Origin of the sequence: Bradyrhizobium huanghuaihaiense, from assembly GCF_007830635.1 — a bacterium.
Classification (GTDB): domain Bacteria; phylum Pseudomonadota; class Alphaproteobacteria; order Rhizobiales; family Xanthobacteraceae; genus Bradyrhizobium; species Bradyrhizobium huanghuaihaiense.
The window spans coordinates 1-5500 of the sequence record NZ_VLLA01000081.1; the positions used below are offsets into that span (position 1 = coordinate 1).

Annotated in this window: 2 protein-coding genes and 3 pseudogenes; 2 read left to right on the top strand and 3 right to left on the bottom strand. The window is 59.0% G+C overall.

All coding sequences use genetic code 11. From position 1 onward, the window contains the following. Positions 1-619 (bottom strand): annotated as a pseudogene (locus IQ16_RS44650) (IS701-like element ISBj6 family transposase); the annotation flags it as partial. A gap of 899 nt (positions 620-1518) precedes the next feature. On the opposite strand from IQ16_RS44650, the gene IQ16_RS44660 reads away from it, so the two are divergent. Continuing rightward, positions 1519-3057, top strand: a complete 1539-nt coding sequence (locus IQ16_RS44660) for a DUF1521 domain-containing protein (protein ID WP_014498039.1) — start codon at positions 1519-1521, stop codon at positions 3055-3057. A gap of 714 nt (positions 3058-3771) precedes the next feature. On the opposite strand, the gene IQ16_RS44675 is transcribed toward IQ16_RS44660, so the two are convergent. Together IQ16_RS44675 and IQ16_RS44685 are read right to left on the bottom strand one after the other, a co-directional pair. Further along, the gene (locus tag IQ16_RS44675) at positions 3772-3975 is read right to left on the bottom strand and encodes a hypothetical protein (RefSeq protein ID WP_011084467.1); all 204 of its coding nucleotides are present in this window, start codon (positions 3973-3975) and stop codon (positions 3772-3774) included. A 628-nt stretch (positions 3976-4603) separates the two neighbouring features. Continuing rightward, positions 4604-4846 (bottom strand): annotated as a pseudogene (locus IQ16_RS44685) (hypothetical protein); the annotation flags it as partial. 398 nt (positions 4847-5244) lie between these two features. Here IQ16_RS44685 and IQ16_RS47235 point away from each other — a divergent pair. Beyond that, positions 5245-5500 (top strand): annotated as a pseudogene (locus IQ16_RS47235) (hypothetical protein); the annotation flags it as partial.

Sequence of the window (5500 nt, forward strand, 5' to 3'; positions counted from 1 at the left end):
CCAGCACACATCCAAAGCGCATGTTGGCTGCCATCGCGCGGTCAATCTCGGCCAAAGCGATCTCCGGCTTGGACCGTGGCGTTCGGTGTTCGATTGGCACGCGAGCGCGCTTCAAACGGGGCATGTCGCTTGTCCAGCTGTCAGGCAGAAAGAGACGTAACGCGACCATCACTGGCACTTCGCCGCGCGCAAGCGTTAAAGACACCAGCGTTTGGCAATTTGCAGTTTTACCGAGAGCCGATGCGTATTGCGCCGCAACACCGACCGATCGCTCACCCTTCTTCGGCAGTGAGGTGTCATCAATAACCAGCACCGCATCCCTGCCGCCGACAAGTCGGTCCGCCTGATTGAGCAGCTCTGTCTCCAGCGGCGTCGCGTCCCAGACACCGTCGGCAATGAAATGGTGCAACTGGTCGTAGTTGCTCGTGACAAGGCGTTCCGCCATCGGCTGAACGCTCTTGCGATCGCCAGGACCGATCAATCCCGCAACATACAGAGGACACATCCGCTGCCGGGTCTTATGACCCAGCCGGTCCAAGAACGGCATCAGCCAGCGTTCGAGTTCGTCTTCCCATCCCGGCATGGTCAGCCCTCCAAGAGCCGACCACCCATGAATCATTGAAAAATTGATTCGGGAATCCTATAAAACGCGGCAAAATCAACAATCTGCCAAAGTAGTGCTAGTGAGGCTAGCAGCGAAATTCTGACCTACGTGCGCGGTCAGGCGCGCACTTGGATCGATCGGCCAACAGGTTGGCTGTGGCGTTTGTCGATCAGCGCTGAGTCATCCAATCTGAAGTCTTTGGAGACTCATGGCGTGGGGCGGTAGCCTGGTTAGGGCCGCGCGCTGATGCTGTAGAGGCTGTTGGTGTGATCGCCCGTATCCCCACAGATCGCGTCCGGAATCTTCGGATCGCCGCTGGCGGCAATAGCGGCGTGGCCGGAGCGGTTGGAATGCTGCTTCCCAGATCCGCTGGAGTGACTGGCGGAATTGCGGCGACCGCGTCACTTATCGACAGAATGATATGCCTCTCGGTCCCGATGATTGTTGCATCAAGAGCAAGCGGCGTGAATCTCGCATGCAACAGGACCGATCGGCGCAGCCGACATCGGACAGTCGATCGATGTTAACGAAGCGACGTATCACATGTGATCGGCGGGCGTCGATAGTTGCCTGAGATGGTCCGTCGTGACGGCCGGCCGCCGCGAGCAACCATGCGATCCGCACCCCTCGGATGCTACGAGGGTTGCGATGCTCAGTCGGTGGTTCATTGTCGTCAGCTTTTCGACAGGTGCTGCAGGTAGAGTCCCTGCGAGTTCGATGGGCGCGATATGCTCGCGCCGAGCCGCTGCGAAGGTGATGAGAGAGGGGGCTCATCGAGGCTGCCGGGGCTGGTGGCGAGAGGCATTCATTCGCTCACCATCGGGCCAAGGGTGCGGCCTGAAATGCTTCCTGTTGATGCGCGCATAACGCTCGCAGTTTTACCGCTTTCTTCGATGCAATCAGGAGTGAACTAAATGGCGTATCTTCCCGTGGCCGGTCTCCCCGTGGTCGGCGCACTCGATTCGACGGTGAATGGGGTGGGGTCAGAGGGGGTGGTTGCCAGCCCAGCTTTCAGCACACTGTTGGGACAGTATGTCACGCCGGGTGCCTACCAGTACCTGCCGGCAGGCGCTGCCGTCGTTGTCGCTCCGGTGGTCGTTCCTGCAGGTGGCGTCACAACCGCTGTCGTGGCTCCGGCGGTCGTCACTCCAGTCGTGGCTGCTCCCGTGTACATGATGGCTCCGCCTCCTCCTTTCATGCTGTTGAGCCAGCAAAGTTCGGGTTCGGAGCCTTCCGTCGATCCGGTATGGACGCATGAGGTCAAGGATGGCAAGGCCACGATCAACCTCGGCGACAAATATACGATCACAGCCAATGAGAAGGATGGCACCTGGACCGTCCGCAACAACCAGACCGGCCATGTCACGAAGATCCATGGCGATCCCCATGTTGACGCTAACGGGGACGGCAAGGATGACTTCGACTTCAAGAAAGATATGACCTTCCAGCTCGACGATGGGACCAAGATTACCGTCAATAATGTCGACTACGGTAATGGTGAGACCATCTCCTCAAGGCTGACCATTACGAACGGCCACAACGCGATGGTTGTGGAGGGGCTCGGCGACGACAAGGATGGCAAAAACAATCTGAGGGTGACTCAGTCCAACGCTGGCATGACTCTTGATGAGCTGACACCCGATGGTGCCCAGACGATCCATGAGAGCGGCCAAGGCTGGGTCGATGGCGCCGGCGGCGTGGTGAATCAGGCGAGTATCGATGCCGGCGAACAGGGTCGCGCGCCGGGCAACTACCAGTCTGCAAGCGCAACGCCTGCCAGTGCAACACCCGTGTTCTTCGTTCCTCCTCCACCGCCGCCTCTTGCGATGGTTCCGTTTGCCGTCGCTCAGACGCCAGCGCCGTCATCTCAGCCAGCGCCAGTGTGGTCGCACGAGGTCAAGGACGGCAAGGCGACGATCAACCTTGGTGATAAGTATACGATCACGGCCGATGAGAAGGACGGCACCTGGACCGTTAGGAACAACCAGACCGGCCATGTCTCGAGGATCCACGGCGATCCTCACGTCGATGCTAATGGCGACGGCAAGGACGATTTCGACTTCAAGAAAGGTATGACCTTCCAGCTCGACGACGGCACGAAGATTACGGTGGACACGGTCGATTATGGCAAGGGAAAAACCATCTCCTCGAAGCTCACCATCACCAACGGCGACAATGCCATGGTTGTGGAGGGACTCGGCGACGACAAGGATGGGAAAAACAATCTGAAGGTCACGCAGTCTAATGCTGGGCGAACGCTTGATCAGCTGACGTCCGATGGAGCTCAGACAATCCATGAGACAAATCAGGGGTGGGTTGACAACTCCGGACGCAAGGTGACGCAGTCGGTGATCAACCACAATGAGAACCCGGATGCGCCGCCGGATTTCAAGACGATGATGCGCGAGGCCATGTTCCGGCGCATTTTCGGTCGCGATGCACAGCCGGCATGAGGCCTGATCCCGGGGATGTCGGAAACTCGTGGAAGCGGGCGCTAGCGCCCGCCTTTCATTTTCGCCAAACGGCCGCGAGAAGGGCAGCTTGGCGATCTATCGATTTAGGATCGACGGTAACAGCCAGATTGTCTTGGCAATCGCAGCCTTGGCGCCGACAAACGGGCGGAGGGCCTCCAGGCCCGGCTACCCGGCTAGAATTGCTGCGGCGCGTTGCCGGCGATGGAGGCGCTGCACGGGAACGGTGCTCTCAGGTCTGTCTGCACGTCAACGTCCTGCAGATGCAGGCGTCGCAGCGAAAATCCCGGCCAAGATCGTAGATTGGATTGGGGACGGCCTCGGCGGCGCGATCTACCCTCGGCTCAAAAGCATAAGCCACTGTTTCGCGTTGAGCCCTGCCTGTCTTTAGCCTACGAAGCCGGGCGTGAACCCTTGCGCTCCCAGAACATCCATCATCCTCTCACGAAGCCGGAGGCGCCATGGCTTTGAGCATCACCATTTCCGTCAAAGTCTGCTGTTGGGGACGCCAAAGGGACGTCGCAGCAGCCCGCTGCCAAAAAGATCCAGGTGCATTCGGATTCGCGGAGCAGTTCGCAGCGGACCTGAAAGATCATAGAATGCGCATCTAACTGCTGGCGTGTGCCAAGTCTCACTTGGCACGTCTTCGATTCAATCACCAGGCGGCCGTATCGCTATCTGGCGCCGACCATCGGCTCATCCATCATCAAGCTCGCTCATGGCCTCATCCATATCCGACTGCGAATCGCTTATGACTTGCGTCGCGACGGAAACGAGAGCCTTTTCGAATGCTCGGCGCAGTAGCGCTGCACGCGTGTCATCGCCGCCGTTCTCGGCGGTGTCGGAGGGGGCGCCAACCTGCGACGCTGTTGCATTGATATCGGCTGCGTCTGCGTTCATGTCGTAACACCCGGATAGCGGCGTCGCCTAGATGACCTATCCTCTTCATGCTAGCAGGAGCAGCTTGCGAAAAGCTGACTAAGATCGAGCTTCCTTGGCGGCTTCATCCATGATCGAGAAGGATCATGAGCACGCGCCAGCGGAAGTGATGACATTCAAAGCGGCGCGCGATGCTGCTGTCGAGCTGGCTGCACGCAAGCGGGCCAATCTCGTCAAGGTGCTGCCTTAAAGCATTGCGGACTCAGGGCTTTACCTCCGACGGTTCAATCACGAAGTAGCATGTACCGGGGCGAAGGCCGCATACGTTATCGCAGGTGCACGGGCCGCCATCACATTCGTCTCCTTTTCCGCCAGTTAGCAATTCGTGGAACAGAAACGCGCCCTCTGCAAATTCCTTTGCGTTGCCTTGGCGAACTCCTCGGATACCGTTTTTCGATTGAGCGATTGCTTTCGTATACAGATGAAGTTTCGGGCAGTTCGCAGCAATGCCGAACGCCGCGCCCTGCAGAAATGCAACGCTTCGGCCATCGGCGTGCGCTGATGATGAGCACGGCCGTTGTTGGCGATTTGAACAACATCAGACCTCTTGTCCCCATAACACCATACCGATTGCGGCGCTAAAGCATCGCTACCCTGCTGTTGGCTGATCTTCCTTATCCGCGCCGCGCATCACGATCTTCAGCGCATCATCCGGCAACGGCCGCTGCAGTGCCTTTGCTTCATCCCGCGGCGCGCGCATCCATACGTCGCGCTCCTCATCGGTCGTCAGGAAGCCATAAACGAGGTGAGGGCCGGGGGCCGGCTTGGACTTGGTGCCCCGGTCGCCCTTGAACCCGGTCCAGATGCCCGCGATCAGATGGGCATGGCGGCTACCGGCCGGTTGTACACGCCGCTCGCGGGAGAGATCGACAGGCGCGCAGCCAGCCAAGGAGCAAGGTTGTGTTCCAGCCAGCCATGGCAATCGCTGATGAGCGATCCTCATCAGTGGTCGCGTTGTCGACCGTGGTGAGGCATCCGGGCGAAACTTTGCGCCGCAATGCTGCTCGAAGAACAGGGAGTCGTCCAGAAACCTGACGGCGTTTGCCAATGAGGTTGGTGAGCGTGATTTTGGTTTGATGAGCGCTCATCCATGCGAATAAGTTGCTGAGAAACACGATGCCAGCAGGTCGGACAAAGCCGAGATTGCCGAAATCGTTGATGACCTCCGGCGGCCAGCCGTTGACGGCGTGCGCCGCAAGATCGGCCGCAACCTTCGACAGGGACAGTCCATTGAACGGTACCGTCAAATTAACGAATTGGAGCGGCGGAGGGGTAGACGACCGGCAGACCGCCCGGGACCCTCTTTATCGCCGCCATCGCACCGGAAGTGATCAGTTATCCCGTTTGGTTATATTTCCGGCTTCCCTTAAGCTTGCGGATGGTCGAGGAAATGCTGGCGGCGCGTGGCATTGGCGTGACCTATGAAACCGTGCGCCAGTGGGGACGGAAATTCGGCAAGCCGTTCTCCGATCGGATCCGCCAGCGC